Source organism: Streptomyces sp. WAC00040 (genome assembly GCF_056835925.1).
This window is the reverse complement of record NZ_JAKQZE010000002.1, coordinates 908570-931453: the sequence shown is the minus strand read 5'-3', so window position 1 is coordinate 931453 and position 22884 is coordinate 908570. Positions and strand designations below refer to the sequence as shown.

At 71.3% G+C, this 22884-nt stretch carries 20 protein-coding genes and 2 pseudogenes; 10 read left to right on the top strand and 12 right to left on the bottom strand.

Annotated features, from left to right (window positions below; all coding sequences use genetic code 11):
• Positions 1-268: 268 nt before the first annotated feature.
• The 4 genes and pseudogenes from MDN94_RS23645 to MDN94_RS23630 form a co-directional block, all read right to left on the bottom strand.
• A complete protein-coding gene (locus MDN94_RS23645) occupies positions 269-1516 on the bottom strand; it encodes an extracellular solute-binding protein (protein ID WP_482727866.1) in 1248 nt (415 codons plus the stop codon).
• Positions 1517-1689: 173 nt separating this feature from the next.
• Positions 1690-3120, bottom strand: coding sequence for a cellulose binding domain-containing protein (locus tag MDN94_RS23640; protein ID WP_482728222.1), 1431 nt, complete (start codon positions 3118-3120; stop codon positions 1690-1692).
• Between the two features lie 11 nt (positions 3121-3131).
• The gene (locus MDN94_RS23635; RefSeq protein WP_482727865.1) at positions 3132-4688 is read right to left on the bottom strand and encodes a beta-N-acetylhexosaminidase; all 1557 of its coding nucleotides are present in this window, start codon (positions 4686-4688) and stop codon (positions 3132-3134) included.
• A gap of 12 nt (positions 4689-4700) precedes the next feature.
• Positions 4701-4997 (bottom strand): annotated as a pseudogene (locus tag MDN94_RS23630) (carbohydrate ABC transporter permease); the annotation flags it as partial.
• Positions 4998-5226: 229 nt separating this feature from the next.
• Here MDN94_RS23630 and MDN94_RS23625 point away from each other — a divergent pair.
• From MDN94_RS23625 to MDN94_RS23605, 5 genes and pseudogenes are all read left to right on the top strand, one after another.
• Positions 5227-6057, top strand: coding sequence for a GntR family transcriptional regulator (locus MDN94_RS23625; RefSeq protein WP_482727864.1), 831 nt, complete (start codon positions 5227-5229; stop codon positions 6055-6057).
• Positions 6058-6368: 311 nt separating this feature from the next.
• Positions 6369-7157, top strand: coding sequence for a GntR family transcriptional regulator (locus MDN94_RS23620; RefSeq protein ID WP_482727863.1), 789 nt, complete (start codon positions 6369-6371; stop codon positions 7155-7157).
• A 25-nt stretch (positions 7158-7182) separates the two neighbouring features.
• Entirely contained in the window at positions 7183-7398 is a 216-nt protein-coding gene (locus MDN94_RS23615) for a dodecin (RefSeq protein ID WP_005308402.1), read from the top strand.
• Between the two features lie 103 nt (positions 7399-7501).
• Positions 7502-7821, top strand: a pseudogene (locus MDN94_RS23610) (transposase); the annotation flags it as partial.
• A gap of 131 nt (positions 7822-7952) precedes the next feature.
• A complete protein-coding gene (locus tag MDN94_RS23605; protein ID WP_482728242.1) occupies positions 7953-8243 on the top strand; it encodes a hypothetical protein in 291 nt (96 codons plus the stop codon).
• A 342-nt stretch (positions 8244-8585) separates the two neighbouring features.
• Here MDN94_RS23605 and MDN94_RS23600 read toward each other — a convergent pair whose 3' ends face one another.
• On the bottom strand, positions 8586-9080 hold the full coding sequence (locus MDN94_RS23600; RefSeq protein WP_482727862.1) for a phosphatase domain-containing protein: 495 nt from the start codon (positions 9078-9080) through the stop codon (positions 8586-8588).
• Positions 9081-9232: 152 nt separating this feature from the next.
• On the opposite strand from MDN94_RS23600, the gene MDN94_RS23595 reads away from it, so the two are divergent.
• Complete coding sequence (locus MDN94_RS23595) at positions 9233-10270, top strand: MsnO8 family LLM class oxidoreductase (RefSeq protein WP_482727861.1); 1038 nt, start codon at positions 9233-9235, stop codon at positions 10268-10270.
• A 98-nt stretch (positions 10271-10368) separates the two neighbouring features.
• Here MDN94_RS23595 and MDN94_RS23590 read toward each other — a convergent pair whose 3' ends face one another.
• Entirely contained in the window at positions 10369-11334 is a 966-nt protein-coding gene (locus MDN94_RS23590) for a LysR family transcriptional regulator (RefSeq protein ID WP_482727860.1), read from the bottom strand.
• A 36-nt stretch (positions 11335-11370) separates the two neighbouring features.
• Between MDN94_RS23590 and MDN94_RS23585 the strand changes: the two genes are divergently transcribed.
• The 3 genes from MDN94_RS23585 (at position 11371) to MDN94_RS23575 (ending at position 14266) form a co-directional block, all read left to right on the top strand.
• On the top strand, positions 11371-12267 hold the full coding sequence (locus MDN94_RS23585; protein ID WP_482728221.1) for a serine hydrolase: 897 nt from the start codon (positions 11371-11373) through the stop codon (positions 12265-12267).
• Between the two features lie 93 nt (positions 12268-12360).
• Positions 12361-13128, top strand: coding sequence for an alpha/beta fold hydrolase (locus tag MDN94_RS23580; RefSeq protein WP_482727859.1), 768 nt, complete (start codon positions 12361-12363; stop codon positions 13126-13128).
• A gap of 118 nt (positions 13129-13246) precedes the next feature.
• On the top strand, positions 13247-14266 hold the full coding sequence (locus MDN94_RS23575; protein ID WP_482727858.1) for an MBL fold metallo-hydrolase: 1020 nt from the start codon (positions 13247-13249) through the stop codon (positions 14264-14266).
• On the opposite strand, the gene MDN94_RS23570 is transcribed toward MDN94_RS23575, so the two are convergent.
• The 3 genes from MDN94_RS23570 to MDN94_RS23560 are packed head-to-tail and all read right to left on the bottom strand — an operon-like array spanning position 14256 to position 17669.
• Positions 14256-15002: a succinate dehydrogenase/fumarate reductase iron-sulfur subunit gene (locus tag MDN94_RS23570; RefSeq protein WP_482727857.1), complete on the bottom strand. Its 747-nt coding sequence runs from the start codon at positions 15000-15002 to the stop codon at positions 14256-14258. The two genes, MDN94_RS23575 and MDN94_RS23570, sit on opposite strands and share 11 nt — an antisense overlap.
• On the bottom strand, positions 14999-16942 hold the full coding sequence (locus MDN94_RS23565) for a fumarate reductase/succinate dehydrogenase flavoprotein subunit (RefSeq protein ID WP_482727856.1): 1944 nt from the start codon (positions 16940-16942) through the stop codon (positions 14999-15001). Before MDN94_RS23565 ends, MDN94_RS23570 begins: the two co-directional genes overlap by 4 nt.
• A gap of 1 nt (position 16943) precedes the next feature.
• On the bottom strand, positions 16944-17669 hold the full coding sequence (locus tag MDN94_RS23560) for a succinate dehydrogenase (RefSeq protein ID WP_482727855.1): 726 nt from the start codon (positions 17667-17669) through the stop codon (positions 16944-16946).
• Between the two features lie 82 nt (positions 17670-17751).
• On the opposite strand from MDN94_RS23560, the gene MDN94_RS23555 reads away from it, so the two are divergent.
• Positions 17752-18672: a LysR family transcriptional regulator gene (locus MDN94_RS23555; RefSeq protein ID WP_482728220.1), complete on the top strand. Its 921-nt coding sequence runs from the start codon at positions 17752-17754 to the stop codon at positions 18670-18672.
• Here MDN94_RS23555 and MDN94_RS23550 read toward each other — a convergent pair.
• The 3 genes from MDN94_RS23550 to MDN94_RS23540 all read right to left on the bottom strand — a co-directional run bounded on the left by MDN94_RS23550 (position 18642) and on the right by MDN94_RS23540 (position 22839).
• Complete coding sequence (locus MDN94_RS23550) at positions 18642-20804, bottom strand: putative bifunctional diguanylate cyclase/phosphodiesterase (RefSeq protein ID WP_482727854.1); 2163 nt, start codon at positions 20802-20804, stop codon at positions 18642-18644. The two genes, MDN94_RS23555 and MDN94_RS23550, sit on opposite strands and share 31 nt — an antisense overlap.
• The gene (locus MDN94_RS23545; RefSeq protein WP_482727853.1) at positions 20801-21610 is read right to left on the bottom strand and encodes an SAM-dependent methyltransferase; all 810 of its coding nucleotides are present in this window, start codon (positions 21608-21610) and stop codon (positions 20801-20803) included. The genes MDN94_RS23550 and MDN94_RS23545 overlap by 4 nt, the downstream gene beginning before the upstream one ends.
• Positions 21611-21870: 260 nt before the next feature.
• The gene (locus tag MDN94_RS23540; protein WP_482727852.1) at positions 21871-22839 is read right to left on the bottom strand and encodes an SCO0930 family lipoprotein; all 969 of its coding nucleotides are present in this window, start codon (positions 22837-22839) and stop codon (positions 21871-21873) included.
• Positions 22840-22884 lie beyond the last annotated feature (45 nt).

Sequence of the window (22884 nt, the reverse complement as noted above, 5' to 3'; positions counted from 1 at the left end):
ACCGCCCGGCGGAGAGCGGATGTGAGGACGCTGAATGCCGGGAAATGCGCGGCGGAGCGGACGCCGCCGCTCCCTTGGCACGGGCCGACGCGCTCGTCGGTCCGTGTGCCGTCGACCGCGGTGGTGGATCCAAGTCCCGGTGGGTCGGGTGCCGTCCGCTGCCGCGGATCCGTGTCAGGGTGCCTCGACCGCTGCCGTCCATGCCCTGGTGGGTCCGTGTGCCGTCGACCGGGGCCGTGGACGCGCGACCTCGAATCCGCCCGTCCGGTCAGGGCAGCAGCGCCGCCGTGATCTCGTCCGACGCCGCTCGTGCCGCGCGCGCCGGGTCCTGCCCCTGGAGGACGGCCGTCATGTAGGGCTTGATGGGGTTGTCGGCCTCCACGGCCGCCCATTGCGGCGAGTTGGGAGTGGCCCTGCCCTTCGCGGCGCCGGCGGCCATCGCGGCCGTGCCCTCGCTGCCCTCGATGACACCGGCGAGCGTGGTCTTGTTGGGCACGTAGTTCATCGTGAGGGCGAGCTCGGTCTGCCATTCCTCGCTCGCGAGCGCCTTCACCACCTCGACGCCGGCGGATCTCTCCCGCGCGTTCTCGGGCACGATCAGGTCGGAACCGCCGATGAAGACCGCGCCGGGCGCCTCGGACGTCTTGCCCGGTACGGGGAAGAAGCCCAGCTTCCCCTTGAGCGCCGGATTGGCCTTCTCTATGAGGGGCGCCGCGCTCGGCACGGCGATGATCTGCGCGACGTCGCCCTTGGCGAAGACGTCCGTCTGGGGCGGTGTCACCTCGTCGGCGTCCTTCGGCCCGTTGCCGTGCGACTGGAGCCGCTTGTAGAAGTCCATGCCCCGCAGGGACGCCTCTGAGTGCAGGGCGCCCTCCCAGTTCCCGCCCTGTTCGACGGCCAGTTGCCCGCCCTCTTCCCAGACGAAGCCCGCGAGGGTGTACCAGTCCTGGCCGGAGAGGTAGATGCCCTGCCGGCCGGGGCTGTCCAGTTTCTCCGAGATCTCCAGCCACTCGGCCCGGTCCTGGGGCGGCTCCGTGATGCCCGCCTGGGCGAAGAGGTCCTTGTTGTAGATGACGACTCGGTTGGCCGCGTACCACGGGATGCCGTACTGGGAGCCGTTGATGCTGCCCGGTTCCGCGAGACCGGGCAGCCACTCCTCGCTACCGAGGTCACGGACCGATTCGAGGGTCAGGTCACGCAGCGCGTCGCTCTGCGCGTATTGAGCGACCTGCGTGTTGCCGACCTCGATGACCTCGGGGGCGTCGTCGCTCTCCAGCGCCGCCATGACCTTCTTGCCGATGCCGGTCCACTCCTGGAAGGTCACCTTCAGGTCGACGGACGGGTGCTGCTTCTCGTACTCCGTGGTGAAACGCTCGAGGAACTCGTCGGAGACGCTGTCCTTCATGAGCCATATGTCCACGGTGCTCCTGGGTGAACCGCCGGGGACCAGCCCGCAGCCGACGAGCGTGGCGGCGCACACGAGCGCGGCGGGCAGGGCGAGCGAGCGGTTCTTCACGTAGGTCACCTTCTGCGTGGCACGGAGGATCGACCCGACGTGGGGGAAGCGAGCGACGCTCGCACGGGTTGTGGCTGGATTTTGGTCTGTACCACAGGTCCGGTCAAGTCCGGGAACGCGCCGGGCAGCGGGAGGGGCGGGTGCGGGAACAACACCCGCCCCTCACAAGATCTTCACCCGGTGGGCGGAACGGTGTCCTCGAAGCCGACCCCCGCCGACCGGTACGCGGCGACCTTCGCGGCGGCCTGAGCGGGGGTGAGGACCTGGTCCTTGACGTGGAGCACGTAGTCGACCTTCTGATCGTAGGAGCGGGGCGTGGTGCTGCCCTGGCCCGCCAGGTCGATCAGCCACTGGTTGAAGTTGATGCTCATCGTGCGCTCGGGGAGGTAGCGCGCGTCGTGCCGGCCGAACTCCTGGCCGTCGACGTAGTAGACGATGCCGCTGTCGTCGATGGTCAGGACGAGGTCGTGCCACCCGGCGTAGCTCGCCCGGACCTCGGAGTGCTGGTTGACGGCCTCCCACGGGTCGGGCCGGTAGGTCTCCCACGAGGTGGTGTAAAGGATGTTGGCGGGCTCGCCCCAGCCGCCGTTGGGCAGGTACTCGAAGTCGTACTCGGCGTAGTCGTCCGCCATCGGGGCCTTGAGGTCGTTGATGGTGAAGAACGTCTGGACGAGGTGGTCGCCATCCGGGCCGGACCGCGGGGCGTCGGAGAAGTGGACCCGGGCCGCGTAGGTGCCGTTCTTGAACTTCATGTCCTTGGTGAGGATCTCGGTGTGCTCCGTGTTCGCACCGCTGCCCGCGGTGGAAGTCTCCAGGTTCATGATCGAGTTGGTCCCCTCCTTGGCGAAGGTGACGTTCTCGGGCGCCCAGGTCGCCCCGGGCACCCCGGGGCCGCCCGCGTTGGAGCGGACGTTCCAGCCGTGGGCGCCGATGGCCGGGTCGGTGTGCGAGGTGTAGTCGAAGTCGTCGAAGAGGGCTGGGCCGTCCGCCGGCGGGTCGGTGGGGTCGGTGGGGTCGGCGCCGGCGGGGGCGGTGCCCCACACCGTCGGGCCGCCGACGCTCGCCGTGACCTTGGTCCAGTCGCCGTACGAGGTGCGGCCGGGACCGAAGGAGTAGTCGTCGCTCTGGTTCAGGGGGCGCCAGTCGGAGCGGTGGAAGCGCAGTTGCATGTCCCCGGTGTCCGCGCCCGGCGCCAGGCTTCCCGCGCCCGCCCGGAAACCGATCTCCAGGTAGCGGTCCGCGTCGGCGGTGGGGGCGGCGAGCGTGCCGAACGTGCCGGTGATGTTCGCGCAGCCCCGTACCGCCCATGAGCAGGCGAAGGTGTAGGAGGCCCCGGCGTCGGCCTTGAAGTAGTAGCGGATGCGGACCTCTCCCAGGGAGAGCGTGGTGCTGCCGGAGTTGACGACCTTGAACCACGGCTCCGCCTGATCGCTGCCGCTCGAGCTCTGGCGGTACTGGACCCTCACCGAGGCGTCGGCGGCCGCGGCCGGCAGGGCGGACAGGGTGGCGCAGCCGAGACCGGCCACCACGGCGGCGGCCAGTGCGGCACGTGCCCGGATGGCGGGGCGGGTACGGGTCCGGCCGGTACGCGCCGTTGTGCTCATGCTGGTGCTGGTCACCTGGTTTTCCTCTCGGAAGGGGTGGTCGTGGGGGGTCGGCCCGGGATGCCGAGGGCGCCGAGCCGGGCTCTGTGGCGGTGCAGCCGTGCGCTGAATCCCGTCCAGTCGCCGCCACCGCTCCAGGCGGTGTCGGCGAGGGCGCACAGCCGGGGGAAGGCGAGGTACTCGGCGTGCTCGGCCGTGGTCACGTACTCGGTCCACAACTGGGCCTGAGCGCCGAGCACACGGTCCGCGACCTCCGCCTCCCAGTGGGCGGGGGCCGGCTCCATCGCGTACACGGCCCGCAGATCGACGACCGCGCCGGGCTGGCCGGGCGGTTCGCCGGCGTCGGCCGACTGCGGGTAGTCGAGGTACGTGGAGCGGTAAGGGGCCATGATCACGTGCTGGCCGCGGCGGGCGGCCGCCAGAGCGTGGGCCTCGTCGCGCCACATCATTGCGGTGAACGAGGAGGGCAGGTCGAGACCGGTCTCCGTCCAGCCGAGCGGCTGCCGCCCCCGCTCACGCAGATGGGCGCCGATCCGCCCCATGAACCAGCCGTGCAGCGCCTCGGGGCCGCCTATGCCCTCCTGTTCGGCGCGCAGTCGCGCCGCGGGTGAGGCGTGCCACTCGGTGGTGGGGCACTCCTCGCCGCCGATGTGGACGTGCCGGGAGGGGAAGACGTCGATGACCTCGTCGAGGACGGTGCGGCAGAAGTCGAGGACCTCGTCGTGCACACCGAGGACGGTGTCGCAGACGCCCCACTGCTGCCACACGTCCAGTCGGCGGTCCGGCCGGTTGCCCAGGTGCGGGTAGGCGGCGAGCGCGGCGCGGACGTGACCAGGCATCTCGATCTCGGGCACGACGGTGACACCGCGGTCGGCGGCGTGGGCGACGAGGGCTGCGAGTTCCGCCCGGGTGTAGGCGCCGCCGTGGGGCAGTCCTCCCACCTCGGTGAGCCTCGGGTAGGCGGCGACGGGCATCCGCCAGCCCTGGTCGTCGGTGAGGTGCAGATGCAGCACGTTGAGCTTGTGCAGCGCCAGCAGGTCGACGAAGCGCCGGAGGAATGCCACGGGCAGGAAGTGGCGGGCCACGTCGAGCATCGCGCCGCGCCAGGGGAAGCGCGGTAGGTCGGTGATCTGCACACAGGGCAGGGACCAGTGCGCGCCGGGGGCGAGTGTGCCCGACAGGGCGGCGGGAGGCAGCAGTTGGCGCAGGGTCTGGATGCCGTGGAGCAGCCCCGCGGGGCGGCCGGCGCGCAGCAGTACCGCGTCGGTCCCCACGGTGAGTCCGTAGCCCTCCGCGCCCAGCCCGGTGAGCTGGGGGTCGAGCGCGAGGACGACACGGCCGTCGGACACGAGGGGCAGCGGCAGGCCGGTGGCCGGGGCGAGGTGGGCCCGCAGGAGCGCGGCGGCCGGCTCGGCTCCGCGGGTGGCGCGGATGCCGGTATTGCTGTCGAGTACGAACTCATTGGGGGCGAAGGCGAGTTGAGCCGGACGGGGGATCAGCGCGGGGCCGGTGCGCGATCCGGTGCGAGGGGGTCCGGTGGGGATGGTTCCGGTACGGGGTGCGGGCATGTGTCGGCTCTCCTATCCCTTGACCGCGCCGCCGGTCACCCGGCGGAGACCCGGCACTGAAGCACCAGGAAGAGGACGAGTACGGGGCAGGGCGAAGAGTGTGGAAGCGGCCGTCGTGGCGCCCCGGTCGGCGCCGAGGACGCTCGAGAACGAGGAGAGCCGGACGGGCAGGGTGCGGTCGTCCTGGTTCTTGGTGATCAGCATGCCGGCGAAGGCGAACCCGTTCCACGCGGTGATGAAGCCGAAGAGCGTCGTCGCCGGCAGCCTCGGCGCGAGCGGCGGGGAGGTGGCGCGGCGGAAGACGGCGGCAGCGGCGGCGGAGCGATTCTTCAACTGATCCACCTCTGAAGTGAGTTGACCAATTGGTAAACTGGCCAACGGCGTGGCTAGAAGGTGGCATGGACCAATGTTGACGTCAAGGCCTTTGAAAACACTGGTTTGTTCAGCAGGCGACCGTGGGACCGTGCAGATCACTGGTAAGCAGCTTCGTTTACCATCTGACCAGTTATCGCAGACGCGGAGCAGAGAGGCAGGGTCCATGGAGAGCAGCTCTTCGGGCGCCGTACTGAAGCGGGAAAGGGTCAGGGAGTTCCTGCTCGGCCTGATCGAGGCCGGCCGGCCGGGCGACGCCATCCCTTCCGAGCGGACCCTCTGCGCGGAACTCGGCGTGTCCCGCCCCACCCTGCGTGCCGCCGTGGACGAACTCGTCGCCACCGGCCAGCTGCTGCGCGAACACGGCCGCGGGATGTTCGTCGCACCGGCGAAGATCACCCAGGAACTCGTCTCCGACGACGCGGCGTTCGCCGTCCCCCGCGCGGCGGGCGCCTGGTCGAGCCGTGTCCTGGAGCTCGCCACCATAACCGCGGGCGCCCGGATCGGCCGCAAGCTGCGGATGTCCCCCGCCGCCGAACTGGTCTACATCGCCCGGCTGCGACTCGTCGACGGCGCCCCCATGGCGATCGAGCACCTGCACATCCCCGCCCGGCTCGTGCCTTCCCTGACCCCTCAGGAGCTCGAGGCCGGAGACCTCTACGACCATCTGCGCGAGCACCATCAGGTCCACGTCGACCAGGCCGTCCAGTCGATCGAGCCGACCGTCGTCAACGAGGCGGAGGCCGCGGTGCTCGACGTGCCGGTCCTCTCCCCCGCGCTGCTGGTCGAGCGCCTGACGACGGACACCGCGGGAAGCCCGGTCGAGTACGTCCACTCGGTGTACCGGGGCGACCGCTACCGCATCGTCTCCCGTCTCGCGCTCGGCCCGTCCGCCGCACCTGGCGACCGCCCGGCGGGCCACCATCCCGGTATCCCCCCGGGCGACTTCGCACACGGCGACATCATCACGTCGTCGACAACCGGCGACGCGTACTGAACCTGCCCTCGCCGCCCCGACCGTCCCGCAGCGACCGTGCAGGGCCCCGCGACGAGCAAGGCCCGGGGCACCCCGCCCACCCGGTGGCTCGACAAGGCGTGCTTCCGTCCCAGCCGCGCGCCTGCCGCGTCTCTCACGGAACTCGCCGCGGCGGTGCGGAAGTTCGTGCGGATGGGATCGCCGCAGGCACGGCAGTCCGTGGTGGCCTTCCGGTCGGGGCGGGCCGCCGCCTGAAAGGGCCGTATCCTCGGCCCATCAAGCTCACGGGCTCCGGCTACGGCTACGGCCCGGGCTCCCGGGAGGGGACGGCGATGAGGGACGAGGGCGCGCCCCGGGCGGCGCTCAAACGCGAGCGGGTGCGGGCGTATCTGCTGGAACTGGTGGACGACCGGCGCCCCGGGGACGCCATCCCCTCCGAACGCACCCTCTGCGCCGCCCTCGACGTCTCACGCCCCACCCTCCGCGCCGCTGTCGACGAACTCGTCGCCACCGGGGTGCTCGTACGGGAGCACGGCCGTGGGATGTTCGTCGCACCCACCAAGATCACCCAGGAGCTGGTGGGCGACTCGGCTCCGGCCGCCGCCCCGCAAGCACCGGGGACCTGGTCGAGCCGCGTGCTGGAGTTCCGCAGGACCGCCGCGGGCGCCCGTATCGGGCGCAGGCTGCGGCTCTCCCCCGCCGCGGAGATCTTCCACATCGCCCGGCTGCGGCTGGTCGACGGCGGCCCGGTCGGACTCGAATACCTGCACATCCCGGCAGAGCTCGCCCCCGATCTCACCCCGCGTTGGATGGAGTCGGGCTTCTACCGCTACCTGCGGGCCGAGCGTCGGATCGTCGCCGCCCGGGCGGAGCAGTCCATCGAGCCCACCGTGCTGAGCGAGGCCGAGGCGGAGTTGCTGGCCGTACCCGTCCTGTCGCCGGCGCTGCTCTTCGACCGCGTCACCTCCGACCCGAAGGGCCGACCGCTCGAGTACGTGCGCTCCCTCTACCGCGGGGACCGCTACCGCATCCTCTCCCGGCTTTCGCTCGGTCCCACGGGGGACGGCCGCCCCGCGCCCGACGCCTCGCGGGAAGCCGACTGGTGGGGCACGGTGGAGTGAAGGCACCGAGAGGAGCACGACACCCATGTCGAACCACACCTACCGCGTCACCGAGATCGTGGGCACCTCGCCCGACGGGGTCGACCAGGCCATCAAGAACGGCATCTCCCGGGCCTCGCAGACGCTGCGGGGCCTCGACTGGTTCGAGGTGACGCAGGTCCGCGGGCACATCGTCGAGGGGCGGATCGAGCACTACCAGGTCGGTCTGAAGGTCGGTTTCCGTCTCGAGGACGGCGACTGAGCACACGGGCCGGCGACCTCTCGTCCAGCCAGGTGCGGTCCGGTCTCGCGGCACTGAAGGACGAGCCTGGCCCAATGGCCGGCCGCCACTGATCTGCCACCGCATGCGTCGACACCGCTGTCCCTCGGACACCACGAACACCGAATGGGCCCTGCTCGAGCCGCTGCTGCCGCCCCCGCCTGCGGGACCGGCCGCGGCTGCCGGCCGGAGAAGCACCCCCGCCACGAGATCGTCGACGCGATCCGCTGAGTCGTGGACACGGCGGTAAATGGTGGCTCTACCCGCGGATTCCCCGCCCTGGCGGACCGCCCGGAGATTCATGGCCCGCCGGGCGCCGCCGGTGTCATCGGTCAGATCCGCGACCAGTTCGGCGACCGGATCCGCCGCGAAATGGGAAAGTCGGCCCGGACCGCAGCGTCCCTCCCCACGGGCCCGTCGTCGCCGCGGCCGAACGCCGCTGAGCCCAGGGTTTTCTGGGACCTGACCCGGCCGGCGACTGAAGAGTCGGCCCTCGGGAAACCGCCGCACCTCCCAAGCCCTCCCCGTACGGAGGGATGGCGCCCCGCATCGACTGCCGAGGCTCACTGTCGGTGCGCTCGGCGCGCCAGTTCGTCCGTGAGCTGCTTCTCGGGCTGAACGCCGATGGTGTCGAGAACGAGAACCTCGTCTGCGAGCGCATCTACTTCGACAGCCTCACGCTGCTGAAGCAGCTCCTCGGCGGCCTGAACCTGCGCAGTCCCCGCAACTGGATCCTGCTCGCGCGCTGCCTCAGGGGCCTGCTCAAAGAGGCCGGAGGCCGGCCGCACCCCGCCCTCCTCGACCCGCCGAAGCTCCCCATGCCGTGAAGACCGGGCCCGCGGCGGTCGGCGACGAGGCACGGGCGCGGAACGCGCGGCCCGTGCTCGGCCGGCTCGATGATGGTGCCGAGCAGCGCGCGGTCGCGCCGCGGGCCGACCGCAAGCCCCTCGCTGCGGCCGCAACCTGTGCGGCTTCCTCGGCTCCGTCGAGCCCCTCCACCAGGTCTCCGCCGGAGCCCGCTCGGTCCTGTACTTCGATGCGTCACGGGACGCGGGCCTCCGCGGTTTCGACGCCGCCACTTCGACAAGCGGCCCCGCTCAGGTCCTGACGTGACCGGCTCGGCTCAGGGGGCTGACCCGCGGGCTCAGGTACGTGGCCGACCGGCCCGCTCAGGTGCGCCCCTCACGCTCCTGCGCCTCATGCATGGCAGGCGTCGTGCTCGCCCTGCCCCAGACCGCCCGTACCACCCGGAAACCGGCGCGCTCCGCGTCCTGGCACACCAGTTCGTCGTCGTCCACCAGCATTTTGATCTCCCGGTCGCGGGAGAGCTGCCGCAGGATCTCGAGCTTGGTCCTGCGGGCGGGTCGCCGGTCGTCGTTGCGCCGCATGAAGATCCGCCCCTGCGGCAGCCCCTTTGCCGCGAGCCAGTCCACGGTGTCCTTCCGGCAGCGCTCCGGTCGGCCGGTCAGGTACAGCACCTCGCACTCCTTCTCCGCCTTCAGGCACAGCGCCACGCCTTCGGCGAGCGGCGGGTCCTCGGGGGCGGCGGCGAAGAAGGCGTCCCACGCGCGTGGCTTGCGCTCCAGCAGATGCTGGCGGTGCCCGGCGTCGGAGAGCGTTCCATCGAGGTCGAATACGGCCAGTGGCCTGCTGCTCTGGGTCACGCCGGTCACCCTAGGCCCTCGCCGCCGGATCCTGCCGGACGGGGGCACGGCGGAACCGAGGACGGGGCCGGGAGCCGGGAGGACGGGCCCGGCGGAGGTGGCGCGGGCGGCACATCGGGAATCCTCGCGCGCTGAACGCGTTGAACCGTGATGTGAGCTCACTGACCGCGTCCACCGTCCGTCTGTCGGTCCTCGACCGTTCCCGCACCCGCGACGGGTACGAAAGCCCTGCCGCGCTGCGGGACACCGTGAGCCTCGCCGTGCAGGCCGAGGCCCTCGGCTACCACCGCTTCTGGGTCTCCGAGCACCACGGCGTCCCGGGCGTCGCGGGTTCGGCGCCGACGGTGCTCGCGGCGGCGGTCGCCGCCGCGACCACCTCGATCCGCGTCGGCACCGGCGGGGTCATGCTGCCCAACCACCAACCCCTGGTCGTGGCAGAGCAGTTCGGCGTGCTGGAGTCCCTCTTCCCCGGCCGGGTCGACATGGGGCTCGGCCGGTCCCTCGGCTTCACGGACGGAATCCGCCGCGCACTCGGCCGCGACAAGCAGGACGCGGAGGACTTCGAGGCCCGGCTCGAGGAACTGCTGGGCTGGTTCACCGGCGACCGGGCGGCGCATCGGCACGTCCACGCCCGCCCCTCGGAGGGGCTCAGGGTCCCTCCGTTCCTGCTCGCCACCGGGGAGGGCGCGGGGATCGCGGCCCGTGCCGGTCTTCCGCTGGTCATCGGCGATCTCCGTGGCCGGGACCGGCTGCTCAGGGCCGTGGAGGGCTACCGGCGGGACTTCCGCCCCTCCGCCTGGGCGGAGCGGCCGTACGTCGTCGCCGCGGGGACGGTCGCCGTCGCCGGGAGCGAGGAGGAGGCGCGCCGGCTGCTGATGCCGGAGGCGTGGTCGATGGCGTACTCCCGCACGCACGGGACGTTCCCGCCGCTCCTGCCGCCCGAACGCGTCGAGGCGCTGACGATGACCGCCAAGGAGCGCGATCTCTACGAGTCGGGGCTGAGCGGCCACATCGCGGGGACCGAGGACCAGGTCGCCGACGCCTTGGGGGCGGCGGTCGAGGAGAGCGGGGCCGACGAGGTACTCGTCACGACCAGCACCTACGATCGCGTGGCGCTGCTGGACTCGCTGCGGCGTCTCGCGCGGCTGGCCGGCCTGTCTTCCCACGAGCTGACCGGCGCGGCGGCCTGACCTGCCGGGCACCACCGCGTGCCCGACCGGCCCCGGCGCGGCCCGGTCCACCCGCGCCCTCCCGAAGGCCCTGACCAGCGACCCAGCCCGCCCGCGACTCACCCGAAGACCACCGACCAGGGGCGCGGCCCGTCGCCGGCCGAGGCCTCGGCAGCCGGTGCCACGGCGCAGAGGGCCGGCGTGCGGTCGCGGGCAAGGACGTCCGCGGCGACGGCCGCGAACTCCGCGGCGGCCCTGTGCGGCGACTGCCCCGGCCACGCCGCGCGGATGCGCTGCGCGAGCGGCCGGCCCGCCAGGGGCCGCCAGACCACCCTGGGCTCCTTGCGGGCCACCGGCCCCTGGTCGAAGGCGACTCCGTGGCCGGCCGCCACCAGGCCGATCAGGAACTCCGGGTTACGGGCCTGCCGCACCGCACGGGGAACGAAGCCGGCGGCACGGCAGATCTCGAGCGTCGTGTCGTACCAGCCTGGGGCAGAGACCCTCGGGAAGAGGACGAGGTCCTGGCCCTCCAGGTCGGGCAGCGCGACCTCCGGGAGCCGGGCGAGGTGCGAGGTGCGGGGCAGCACCACACCCAGCTCGAGCCGCGTCTCCGGACCCAGCTCCAGGCCGCCGACGTCCGCCGGCTGCTGGACGAGGCCGATGTCCAGACCCCCGGCGGCCAGCAGCCGGAGCTGCTCGTCCGTCGTCAGCTCCTGGAGGTCGACGCGCAGGGCCCGTACCCCGCATTCGGCGACCAGAGCCCCCAGCACCGCCGCGGAAGTGTCTGGCGGGACGCCCGCGCGCAGCGTGCCGAGACCGCCGTCGCGGGCACGGCGGACGAGCGCCCTGGTGCGCTCCTCACGGGCCAGCAGGTCCCGCGCCTGGTCCACGAGCACGGACCCGGCCGGGGTGAGCTGCACCTGCCGCCGTGAACGGTCGAATAGTTGCGCGCCGAGCTCGTCCTCCAGCCTGCGCACGGCACGGCTGAGTGGCGGCTGGGCCATGCCGAGGCGATCGGCCGCCCGCCCGAAGTTCAACTCGTCGGCCACAACGACGAAGATACGCAAGTGGCGCAGGAGATCCACGGGACGACCCTAGGCGACAGGAGCGGTGGCCGAATGCTGATCGAGGAGAGACTGCGAGCGGTGTTCGCCGGGGCGGGAGCCGAGGGCTTCCTGCACGCCGTGGACATCGACGGCCCCGGTGAGGCGGGGTACGGCGCCGACGAACCGGTCGTCGTCGCATCGGTGTTCAAGGTGCTGCTCGTCCTGGAGTTCGCCCGGCAGTCGGCCGCCGGCCAGCTCGATCCCCGGGAGCGGGTCCGGGTGACGGGCGAGCGGCGCCTCGGCGGCTGGGGCACCGGGGGCTGTCTCGACGACGTGGAGCTGTCCCTGCGCGACCTCGCCCACTTCGCGATGGCGGTGAGTGACAACACGGCCGCGGACCTGCTGATGGAGCGGGTGGGTCCGGACACGGTGGCGATGCTGGCGAAGGAGCTCGGGCTGGCGAACACCCGGATCGTAGGCGGCCCCCGTCAGGTACTGGAGTCGATGCTCGACGAGGTGGGGGCGCGGGACGAGCGGGAATTCGCCGCGGTCTTCCCGACGCTGTCCGCCGCCGAGGTCCGCGGCCTCGGCGTGTACGACCCGGCCCGTACGAACGCGAGCACGCCGCGCGAGATGACACGCCTGCTCCGGATGGTGTGGCGGGACGAGGCGGGACCGCCCGAAGCGTGCGCGCAGGTACGGGACCTGATGAGGCGCCAGGTCTTTCGCCACCGGCTCGCCGCCGGGTTCGGCGACCGCGCGCGCGTCGCGGCCAAGACGGGCACCCTGCCGGGACTGCACAACGAGGTCGGGGTGGCCGAGTTCCCGGAGGGAGGCAGGTACGCGGTGGCCGTGTTCGCCCGCACTCCGGGCCTCCAGGCGAACCATACGGAAACGGACGTGGCGATCGGCGCGGCGGCCCGGACGGCGGTGGACCTGCTGCGCGGCCTCGAGCCCGAGCACCGGTCCTGACCCGATGGGCCCGTATCGGCGGGCGAGAGCGGTACACCCGGCTCTCGTGGCTACTCTCGTCTCTCCACGATCTTGACTGCAGGGGAGCAGACTGTGCGCAGTGCCACCGTGACACCCGAAGGCGATCGGATCCGCTGGGTCGAGCTGCCGGGCCAGGAGCCGCCACGCGTGTACGTGCATGGTCTGGGCGCCACTTCGCCCGCCTACTTCACGGAGGTCGCGGTTCATCCTCTGCTGGCCGGCCGCCGTTCGCTGTTGATCGACCTGCTCGGTCACGGCATCAGCGACCGGCCGACGGACTTCGACTACACCCTGGAATCCCACGCGGACGCGCTCGCCGTGGCCCTGACCTCCGCGGGCGTCACCGGCGCGGAGCTGATCGCGCACAGCATGGGAGGTTCGGTGGCCATCGTCCTGGCCGCCCGGCATCCGGACCTCATCTCCCGCCTGGTGCTGATCGACGCCAATCTCGACCCGCTCCCGCGCAGGCCCGCTTCTGCGGGAAGCAGCGGCATCGCCGCCTGTTCCGAGCAGGAATTCCTGGCGGACGGATGGAGGGAGGTCCGCGACCGGGTCGGCGCCCACTGGTGGTCGACGATGCGCCTCGCCGGCCTCGAGGCACTGCATCGCAGCGCGGTCCACCTGACCCGCGGCACCGTGCCCACCATGCGCGAGCTCCTCCTGGACCTGAGGATTCCCCGCACTTTCCTGCTGCCCGAGGCCGACGGCCCTCTCCCGGGCGCCGACGCACTCACCGAAGCAGGGGTGTCCGTCGTCGCGATACGCGACTGCGGACACAACATCATGCTGGACAACCCGGAGGCGTTCGTCCGCGCCACCGCTGAGGCGCTGGCGACCTGAGGAGAGCCGAAGGGCAGTCATGCCCATTCGGGTATCGGTGGTGCGCCGAAACGGTCTTGGACGGGACCCGCCCGTTCCTGATCTCCTCTGACTCATGAGCGAACACCCGAGTGAACACATGAGTGACCCCGTGAACGGCCCTCAGCACGGCGGCCGGAGGACCTTCGTGCGGCGGACCCTGCTCCGCGGAGCGGCGCTCGGTGCGGCGGCGCCGCTGCTGCCGGCCGGGACTGCGGCTGCTTCGACGGCCGGATCCCGGAAGGCCGCCGCGGTATCCGCCGGCTCCGCGACCCTGCGCTGGCTCGGCACCTCGGGCTGGCGCATCGGGATCGGCGACCGGACCGTCCTGTTCGACCCGTACATCACCCGCTTCCCGACCGGCCTGTTCGGCCCGAAGGGCAGCTTCGACGCGGCCACCCCGCTGCTCTGCGACGAGGAGCTGGTGACACGGCACGCGGGCAGCCCGGAGCTGGTGCTGGTCAGCCACACCCACTGGGACCACATCAACGACGTACCTCATATCGCGCGTTCGACGGGCGCCCGCGTCATCGGCACCGAGACGACGTACCACGTGTTGCGGGCGCTCGGCGTGGACGCCGGGCAGATCAGCGTGGTCAAGGGCGGCGAGGTGCTCGACTTCGACGGCTTCACGGTGGAGGTCGTCGCGAGCCGGCACAGCCGCAACGCCAAGTTTTCCTACTTCGCGCCGGGCACGCTGAACACCGTGCCGCGCCGCGCGCCGCGGACGATCTCCGATCTCCCGGAGGGCGACACGCTCGCCTTCCAGGTGAGCGTCAGGGGCGGCCCGTCCGTCTTCCTCATGGGCGCGAGCGACTTCGAGGAGCGGGCCGCGAGCGGGCTGCGACCCGATGTGCTGATGGCCGCCACCCCGTCGAGCACGGCGACGTACCGCTACCTCGAGAGGCTGCTGGGCGCGCTCGGCGACCCCGCGACCGTCGTCCCGGTCCACTGGGACAACTTCGAGAGGCCGCTGAGCCTGCCGCCGCAGCGTGATCCGGTCATGGACCTCGACGGTTTCACGGACCTGGTCCGTACGCTCTCGCCCACCTCGAGGATCGTCGTGCCCGACTACGAGACCTTCTACGGCGCCGACATGCGGCCGGCGGTCACCGCCTGACCTTGCGCGTTGCGCGCAGCCACTCCTTGTTCATCGCGGCGATGGACGGCAGCGGGATCCCCTTCGGGCAGGCGGTGGCGCACTCCCCGGTGAGCGTGCACCCTCCGAAGCCCTCGTCGTCCATGGCCGCGACCATGTCGAGCACCCGGGTCTCACGCTCCGGGGCGCCCTGGGGCAGCACATTGAGGTGGTTGACCTTGGCGGAGGTGAAGAGCATCGCGGAGCCGTTGGGGCAGGCCGCCACACACGCACCGCAGCCGATGCACTCGGCGTGCTCGAAGGCGAGGTCGGCGTCCGGTTTGGGCACGGGAGTGGCATGCGCGTCCGGGGCCGAGCCGGTGGGAGCGCTGATGTAGCCGCCGGCCTGGATGATCCGGTCGAATGCGGAGCGGTCGACGACGAGGTCCTTCACGACCGGGAAGGCCGATGCCCGCCACGGTTCGACGTCGATGGTGTCGCCGTCGCGGAAGGAACGCATGTGGAGCTGGCAGGTGGTGGTGCGTTCCGGGCCGTGGGCGTCGCCGTTGATGACGAGGGAGCAGGCGCCGCAGATACCCTCTCGGCAGTCGTGGTCGAAGGCGACGGGTTCCTCGCCGCGCAGGATGAGGTCCTCGTTGAGGGTGTCGAGCATCTCCAGGAACGACATGTCGGACGAGATGCCGTCCACCTCGTAGGTCGCCATGGCGCCGGGGGTGTCGGCGTTCTTCTGCCGCCAGATGCGCAGGTTGAGCCTCATGCGTAGCTCCGCTGGGTGGGGTGGACGTACTCGAAGACCAAGTCTTCCTTGTGCAGGACGGGAGGGGTGCCGGTGCCTGTGAACTGCCAGGCGGCCGCGTAGGCGAACTCGTCGTCCTTGCGGGCGGCTTCGCCGTCCGGGGTCCGGGACTCCTCCCGGAAGTGGCCGCCGCACGATTCGGTGCGGTGCAGCGCGTCGAGGCACATCAGCTCGGCGAGCTCCAGGTAGTCGACGATGCGGTTGGCCTTCTCCAGCGACTGGTTGAACTCCTCGCCCGTGCCCGGCACCTTGACGCGCCGCCAGAACTCCTCGCGGATCTGCGGGATCCGGTCGAGCGCCTTGCGGAGTCCCTCGTCGGTCCGGGCCATTCCGCAGTACTCCCACATGAGTTCGCCGATCTCGCGGTGGAAGGAATCGGGCGTGCGGTCGCCGCCGACGGCGAGCAGCAGGTTCAGCCGGTCCTCCACCTCGGCGACGGCCTCCGCGACGGCGGGGTGGCCGGCGCCGATGGCGTCGAAGGTGCCGCGGGCGAGGTAGTCGTTGACGGTGGACGGCAGGACGAAGTAGCCGTCGGCGAGGCCCTGCATCAGGGCGGAGGCGCCGAGGCGGTTGGCGCCGTGGTCGGAGAAGTTGGCCTCACCGATGGCGAAGAGGCCGGGGATCGTGGTCTGCAGGTCGTAGTCGACCCACAGGCCGCCCATCGTGTAGTGCACGGCGGGGTAGATCCGCATGGGGACCTCGTACGGGTTCTCCGCGGTGATCCGCTCGTACATCTCGAAGAGGTTGCCGTACTTCTCCTCCACCTTCTCGCGGCCCATCCGCCGGATCGCGTCGGCGAAGTCCAGGTAGACGCCCTGTCCGCCGGGGCCGACGCCGCGTCCTTCGTCGCAGACCTTCTTCGCCGCCCGTGAGGCGATGTCGCGGGGGACGAGGTTGCCGAAGGACGGGTAGATCCGCTCCAGGTAGTAGTCGCGTTCGTCCTCGGGGATCTCGTTGGGCGGCCGCTCGTCGCCACGGGCCTTGGGCACCCAGATGCGGCCGTCGTTGCGCAGCGACTCGCTCATCAGCGTCAGTTTGGACTGGTGGTCGCCGGTGCGCGGGATGCAGGTGGGGTGGATCTGGGTGAAGCAGGGGTTGGCGAACCAGGCCCCGCGCCGGTGGGCCCGCCAGACGGCGGTGGCGTTGGAGTTCATCGCGTTCGTCGACAGGTAGAAGACGTTGCCGTAGCCGCCGCTCGCGAGGACCACCGCGTCGGCGAAGTACGTGGAGATCCGGCCCGTGATCAGATCGCGGGCGACGATGCCGCGGGCCCGTCCGTCGACGACGATCAGGTCGAGCATCTCGGTGCGGGGGTGCATGGTGACGGTGCCGGCCGCGATCTGACGGGAGAGTGCCTGGTAGGCACCGAGCAGGAGCTGCTGGCCGGTCTGGCCGCGGGCGTAGAAGGTGCGGGACACCTGGACGCCGCCGAAGGAGCGGGTGTCGAGCAGGCCGCCGTACTCGCGGGCGAAGGGGACACCCTGGGCCACGCACTGGTCGATGATCTCGACGGAGATCTCGGCGAGGCGGTGCACATTGGACTCGCGGGCCCTGAAGTCGCCGCCCTTGACGGTGTCGTAGAAGAGGCGGTGCACGGAGTCGCCGTCGTTGCGGTAGTTCTTGGCGGCGTTGATGCCGCCCTGCGCGGCGATCGAGTGCGCCCGTCGCGGGGAGTCCTGGTAGCAGAACTGCTCGACGTGGTAGCCCTGTTCGGCGAGCGTCGCGCCCGCCGCGCCACCGGCGAGGCCCGTGCCGACGACGATGACGGTGTGCTTGCGGCGGTTGGCGGGGTTGACCAGCTTCGCCTCGAAGCGGCGCCGGTCCCACCGCTGCTCGACGGGGCCTTGTGGCGCCTTGGTGTCGACGAGGGGCGTGCCGGTCGTGTGGTCGAGGTAGTCCATGTCAGCTCACGACTCCGGTCATGACGGCGACGGGTACGGAGAGGAAGCCGGCCGTGAGCAGCAGGGCCAGCCCCTCGGCGGTGGTCTTGAGCATGCGGTCACGGGTGGCGTTGCCCATCCCGAGGGTCTGTGCGGCGCTCCAGAAGCCGTGCCGGATGTGCAGTCCGACGGCGAGCATCGCGACGATGTAGACGACGTTGCCGTACCAGGTGGAGAACGTGGCGACGACGTTCTCGTACGGGTGGCCGGGCCGGGCGTTCTCGTTGACGGTGAGGGTCGTCAGGTCCAGCAGGTGCCAGACGATGAACAGCGCCAGGATGATCCCGCCCCAGCGCATGGTGCGCGTCGCGTAGCTCGAACGCCGCTTCCGGTGCACGTACTTGTCCGGGCGGGCCGCGATGTCGCGGCGGCTGAGCTGGTAGGCGGCGACGCCGTGCCCGACGACGGCGAGGAGCAGCACCCCCCGCACGAGCCACAGCGCCCATGAGTAGTGGAGCACTGGCTCGCCCATGGTCCGCAGCCAGTGCCCGTACGCGTTGAACTCGTCCGCCCCGAAGAAGATCTTGAGGTTGCCCATCATGTGGGCGACGAGGTAGCCGAGCATGATCAGGCCGCTCACGGCCATGACCGTCTTCTTGCCGACGGTGGACCGCCAGAACAGCCGTATGCCGGACGGTGGCCGGTCCTTCCTCGACTGCTTCTCTTCCGTCCTCGTTCCCAGTGCCATGCCGTCGACGCTAGGGCGGGTGGGTCCAGAGGTCCAAGACATGATCCAGCTCATGTCCATAGGCATGGTCTATCGTGGCCGGATGCAGCTGCAGCAGCTCCTCTACTTCGTCGCCGTCGCGGAGACCCGCCACTTCACGCGTGCCGCCGAGCGCGTCCATGTCTCGCAGCCGTCACTGTCCCAGCAGATCAGAGCGCTGGAGAAGGAGCTGGGGGCGGACCTGTTCGGCCGGGCCCGCGGCAACATCGCCCTCACGGACGCGGGCGAGACCCTGCTCCCCCTCGCCCGGCGCATCCTGGCCGACGCCGACACGGCCCGCCGCGAGGTACAGGAGCTGGCCCAGCTGCGCCGGGGGCGGGTCCGGCTGGGGGCCACGCCGAGCCTGTGCACGGGCCTGTTGCCCCAGGTCCTGCGCACCTTCCACGATATGCATCCCGGTATCGAGCTGGTGATCGAGGAGTCCGGCTCGCACGACCTGGTGCGGGAGCTGGCCCGCGGCTCGCTGGACCTCGCCCTCGTCGTTTCGCCCCTGCCGTCGCCGTCCCCCGCGCTGACCACCGTCGAGCTGCTCAAGGAGGATCTGGTCGTGGTGTCGTCGCCGCAGGCCCGGGCGCCCCGCCGTCCGGTGCGGATCGCCGACCTCGCCGGCGAGCCGCTGGTGATGTTCCGGCACGGCTACGACCTGCGGGATCTGACCGTCGCCGCCTGCCGGGCGGAGGGGTTCGAGCCGACCTTCACGGTGGAGGGCGGCGAGATGGACGCGGTGCTCGGCTTCGTACGGGCCGGGCTCGGCGTCGCCGTCGTGCCCCGCACGGTCGCCGAGCGGACCGGCAGCGACCTGCGGGTGACCCCGCTCGCCGGACCCGGCCTGCGCCGGACCGTCGCGCTGGCGCACCGCAGCGATGTGGCGCCGCCCCGGGCGGCCCGCGAGCTGCAGCGGGTGCTGCTGGACTCGTTGGCCGCCGCGGGAGGTCAGACGGCGTCGGCCATCACCAGCGTGTGAATCCGGTCGGGTGCGCCCGGCCGCGCGTAGTACCAGCCCTGTGCGGTGTCGCAGCCGAGTTCCCTCAACTGCTCGGCCTGGGCGCCGGTCTCCACCCCTTCCACCGTGACGGCCAGCTCCAGGCTGTGCGCGAGGGACACGATGCCCTCGACGATCTTCAGGTCGACGGGGTCGGCCGGATGGCGCTGCATGCCCTGGGTGAAGGAACGATCCAACTTCAGCACGCTCACCGGCAGCCGGCGCAGGTTGGCCAGGTTGGAGTACCCGGTTCCGAAGTCGTCGAGCGCGATGTCGACGCCCATCTCCGCCAGTTGCCGCAGCGGCTTGAGCCGGTCCTCGTCGGCGCCGATCAGCGCCGACTCGGTGACCTCCAGACAGAGCGCGCCCGGTTCCAGGCCCGAGCGCTCGAGCACGTCGACGGTGTCGGCCACCAAACCGGGATGCTGGAGCTGGGCGGGCGAGAGGTTGACGTTGATCCGCAGCGGGCCGCCGTCCGTGTGCCGCCTGCTCCAGAACCTGGCCTGGCGTACGGCCTCCTGGAGCACCCAGCGGCCGAGCGGCACGATCAGCCCCGTGCGTTCCGCCAGCGGTATGAACCGGTCGGGGCCGAGCACCCCGTGCTGCGGATGACACCAGCGCACCAGCGCCTCGGCGCCGTGCACGCTGCCGTCGCCGAGGTGCACCAGCGGCTGGTACTCGATGAAGAACTCACCGCGCTCCAGAGCGGCGGGCAGTGCGTTGGTCAGCCCGTGCCTGGTGATCGCGCGGGCGTCCGCCTCCGGGTCCGCGATCTCGAAGCGGTTGCCGCCCGCGGACTTGGCGCGGTACATGGTGATGTCGGCGCTGCGCAGCACCTCCGCGCTGGTGCGCTCCCCGGCGGGGCCCTCCACGATGCCGATGCTGCCGCGGACGGTGAACTCCCGCCCGTCGACACGGATCGGGGTGGCGAGGGCGCCCAGGATGCGGGTGGCCAGCTCGTCCACGGCGTTCTGGGTGTCGGGCCCGGTCGTCAGCGCGACGAACTCGTCGCCGCCGAGCCGCGCGACCATCTCGCCCGGCGCGGTGGCGCAGCTCTGCAGCCGGTCGGCGACCTCCACCAGCAGCCGGTCGCCGGTGGCGTGGCCGAGGCTGTCGTTGATGGTCTTGAAGCCGTCGAGGTCGAGGTAGCACAGCCCGAAGCGGGCGCCGGCCGCCGCGCCGACGGCCTTCTCGAGACGCTCGAAGAACAGGGTCCGGTTGGGCAGACCGGTCAGCGCGTCGTGCGTGGCCTCGTACCGCAGGCGCAGATTGAGCAGCCGCCGCTCCGTGGTGTCCTCGAACAGCGCCAGCTGGTACTGCGGCTCCCCGTCGGCGTCGCGCAGCAGGGAGACGGTCAGATTCGTCCACAGGACGGTGCCGTCGTTGCGGTAGAACGGCTTCTCGACCCGGTAGTGCTCGCGTTCCCCGGTCACCAGCTCGTGGTACAGCTTCCAGACCTGCGGCCGGTCCTCCGGGTGCGCCCAATCGGTGACCTTGCGCCCGCGGACGTGGTTCTCCAGACCGCCGAACATCTGGGTCAGCGTGTCGTTGACCTCGAGCACGTTGCCCTCGAGGTCGGCGATCCCGATGCCGATCGCGGCGCCCTCGAAGACCGCGCGGAAGCGTGCCTCCGTGGCGTGCATGGCCTGAAGCGCCTCACTGCGCGCCAGCAGCGACGAGCGGGCGATGGACTCCTGCTCGGCCAGCGTCCGTTCCCGCAGCGCCTGGGCGAAGCCGGCGGCGAGGGCGTGCTGGAGGCGGGCGCAGCGGGCCCGGTTCTCCTCGGCGGTCTGCTGGGGATCGCCGCAGTAGAGCACCAAATAGGCGTCGACGACACCGAGGGTGCGGCTGAGTGCGTCCGGATCGGTACAGTGCACGCCGACGAGGGCTGCCCCCACCTGCTGCGCGGGCTGTGCGGTGAAGGGGCGGGCATGGAGCGCGCTGTTCAACTCCCGTGCCAGCGGCAGCAGGTGCTGCTCGAACTCGGGCCGGGTGAGCGACGTTGCCGTAGCGGGGAAGATGGCACGGCTCCAGATGGTCGCGAACCGCCTGAGCCGGTCCTCCAGCACGTCCGTGTCCCCCTCGGACCCGGACGCCCGTGACGATTGCCTCACGCTTTGCGCCCCACCCCGGCGAAGCCGGAGAAGGCGTACGGATCCTCCTGGTCGACGGGCCCGTCGGGCCGCCAGTCCGGCATGGAAACGAGGCCCGGTTCGACCATGGTGTACCCGTCGAAGAACCGGCCGACCTCCTCGCGCGATCGCATCACGAGCGGATTGCGGATGTCCCGGTACACACCGACCGTCCCATCGGCCTGCTCGGCCGGGAGGGGGATGCCTTCGAAGGAGGCGTGGGTTATCACCAGCAGGCTGCCGGGCGCCAGTGCGTCCCGCAGCTCGGCCACGGCCTGCCACGGCTCGTCCTCGTCCGTGAGGAAGTGCAGCACGGCGACGAGCAGCAGCGCCACGGGCCGTTCCAGGTCCAACAGTTTCGCCTCGGGACTCTCCAGGATCTCCCGCGGCTTGCGCAGGTCCGCGGCGACGACGTCCGACTGCGTGTCCCCGTCGAGGACGGCCCGGCTGTGCGCGACCGCGACCGGGTCGTGGTCCACGTAGAGCACCCTCGCCTCGGGGCTGGCCCTGCGGGCGACTTCATGGACATTCCCGAAGGTCGGAATGCCGGAGCCGATGTCGAGGAACTGCGTGATGCCCTCGCCCACCGCGTAATTGACGGCACGGCGCATGAAGGCACGGTTCGCCTGCATGATCTTGGGGAGTCCCGGCATGAACTCCATGGCCCTGCGTGCGGCCGCCCTGTCGACCTCGAAATTGTGGGAGCCGCCCAGGTAGAAGTCATAAATGCGGGACACGCTCGGCACCGATATGTCGATGCCCTGCGGGGCCCAGGCGGGACGCTCCATCGATGTCTCCAACAAGTCGCCACGGGGGAGTTCGGCCATGTCCATGGCCAGTGTTCGAGCCGAGGCTACTGATCGCCCGCCAAGAGGGCGAGCCCAAACGGAAATTAGCGGTCCGTTCTTGGTCACACCTGTTCGTCATGCGCCACCGGAACGCGACGTCGTCACATGCGTCCGGCAAACGCTCCCGCACATGCGTCGGGCCCGCCGCACGCGCAAGGGCGTGGGACGGGCCGACGCTGGCCGGAGGCGCAGCGTGGGGACTACTTGGGCGCTCCGACCGGCTTGCCTTCGGGCGAGACGGCGTACCAGGTGCCGCCGACGCCCTGGCCGTTGGTGTCACCCGGCTTGGAGTCGCCCGCGAAGGTGTAGATCGGCCAGCAGTCGATGGTCTGCTGCTCGATCCCGTCGGGCCGGTCGAAGGTGACGAAGCCCTTCTTCAGGATCCCGACGGTGTCGTTCTTGTCGACGGGCTCCACGACCGGCCACTTCTTCAGGCAGTCGCCGGTGCAGGCGGTCTTCATCGGCCAGGCCGAGTCCTTCATGAAGCGGTAGACGGTCATTCCGTTCTTGTCGACCACGATGTCACCGAGCTTGGGGTCCTTGCGTACGGAAAGCCCCGCGAGGTCGGCGGGCTCCGTGCCCTCGTCGCCGCCCGCTTCCCCGCCGGCGCCCGGTGCGGCCTTCTTGCCATCGGGGGCGGCCGCGTACCAAGTACCGCCCACGCCTTGGCCCTTGACGTCACCGGCCTTGGTGTCCTTGGCGTAGCGGTACATCGGCCAGCCGCCGATGGTGAGCTGCTTGGTGCCGTCCGCCCTGGTGACCTCGCCGATCAGGGAGGGGTCGACCCCGGGAGCCGCGGAGGCGCCGCCGGCGGCGACGACCGGCCAGGTCTTCGCGCAGTCGCCTTCGCAATTCGACTTCGGCGGTTCCGCGGTGTCCTTGTCGAACCGGTAGAGAGTGAGCCCCGCGCTGTCGGCGAGGACCTTGCCGAGCTCCTTGCTCTCCCAGACCGCGAGCTGCCCCGCCGGCGAGGCGGCCGCCGCCTCGCCGCCGGCGTCGGAGCCGTAACCGGCGTCGGAGCCGTAACCGTTCCCGGGCTGCGCGGGGTTGGCCGCGCCGACCGCCTGACCGTTGGGCGTCTCGGTGCCCGTCTCCTGACCGCACGCCGTCGTCAGCGCGAGTACGGCCGCCGCAGTCACCGCGAGCGAGGCGTTCCGCCAGGTGTTCATGTCCACTCCCGTGTTCATCCATCCGGTTCCGGCGCCCGGAGCGCC

Bases quoted from the DNA above. Each gene is read 5' to 3' on its own strand.
- MDN94_RS23615 (WP_005308402.1), top strand. From the start codon at position 7,183: ATGTCGAACCACACCTACCGCGTCACCGAGATCGTGGGCACCTCGCCC.
- MDN94_RS23625 (WP_482727864.1), top strand. From the start codon at position 5,227: ATGGAGAGCAGCTCTTCGGGCGCCGTACTGAAGCGGGAAAGGGTCAGG.
- MDN94_RS23640 (WP_482728222.1), bottom strand. From the start codon at position 3,120: ATGAGCACAACGGCGCGTACCGGCCGGACCCGTACCCGCCCCGCCATC.
- MDN94_RS23635 (WP_482727865.1), bottom strand. From the start codon at position 4,688: ATGCCCGCACCCCGTACCGGAACCATCCCCACCGGACCCCCTCGCACC.
- MDN94_RS23570 (WP_482727857.1), bottom strand. From the start codon at position 15,002: ATGAGGCTCAACCTGCGCATCTGGCGGCAGAAGAACGCCGACACCCCC.
- MDN94_RS23555 (WP_482728220.1), top strand. From the start codon at position 17,752: ATGCAGCTGCAGCAGCTCCTCTACTTCGTCGCCGTCGCGGAGACCCGC.
- MDN94_RS23605 (WP_482728242.1), top strand. From the start codon at position 7,953: ATGGCGCCCCGCATCGACTGCCGAGGCTCACTGTCGGTGCGCTCGGCG.
- MDN94_RS23565 (WP_482727856.1), bottom strand. From the start codon at position 16,942: ATGGACTACCTCGACCACACGACCGGCACGCCCCTCGTCGACACCAAG.
- MDN94_RS23545 (WP_482727853.1), bottom strand. From the start codon at position 21,610: ATGGAGCGTCCCGCCTGGGCCCCGCAGGGCATCGACATATCGGTGCCG.
- MDN94_RS23620 (WP_482727863.1), top strand. From the start codon at position 6,369: ATGAGGGACGAGGGCGCGCCCCGGGCGGCGCTCAAACGCGAGCGGGTG.
- MDN94_RS23560 (WP_482727855.1), bottom strand. From the start codon at position 17,669: ATGGCACTGGGAACGAGGACGGAAGAGAAGCAGTCGAGGAAGGACCGG.
- MDN94_RS23540 (WP_482727852.1), bottom strand. From the start codon at position 22,839: ATGAACACCTGGCGGAACGCCTCGCTCGCGGTGACTGCGGCGGCCGTA.
- MDN94_RS23575 (WP_482727858.1), top strand. From the start codon at position 13,247: ATGAGTGACCCCGTGAACGGCCCTCAGCACGGCGGCCGGAGGACCTTC.